This window comes from Leucobacter musarum subsp. musarum, assembly GCF_001273845.1.
Classification (GTDB): domain Bacteria; phylum Actinomycetota; class Actinomycetes; order Actinomycetales; family Microbacteriaceae; genus Leucobacter; species Leucobacter musarum.
Genome location: NZ_JHBW01000095.1, coordinates 1 through 240 on the forward strand (window position 1 = coordinate 1; position 240 = coordinate 240).

Annotated in this window: 1 protein-coding gene; it reads right to left on the minus strand. The window is 70.4% G+C overall.

Translation table 11 applies throughout. From position 1 onward, the window contains the following. The coding region (rmuC, locus tag CH42_RS14310) for a DNA recombination protein RmuC (RefSeq protein ID WP_156322590.1) at positions 1-240 on the minus strand (240 nt) is incomplete at both ends.

Below are 240 nucleotides of genomic sequence, written 5' to 3' on the forward strand. Positions count from 1 at the left end.
GCTCGGGGGAGTCGGGCAGCGCCGACCAGTAGTCGCGGTTGCTCAGCGCGACGATGTGCTCGCGGAGCGCCTTCGCGTGCTTGGCCAGGAGTGCATCGCGACGGGCCTCGGTCGCCCTCCCGTCGGCCTCGTCGACGCTCGAAGCGCCGTTGCCGAGGTGCTGCGCCTCGAGATACGCGTCGAACGGCACCTTGGCGTCGATGGCGATCGACTTGCCGCCGGGCAGGTGCACCACGAGAT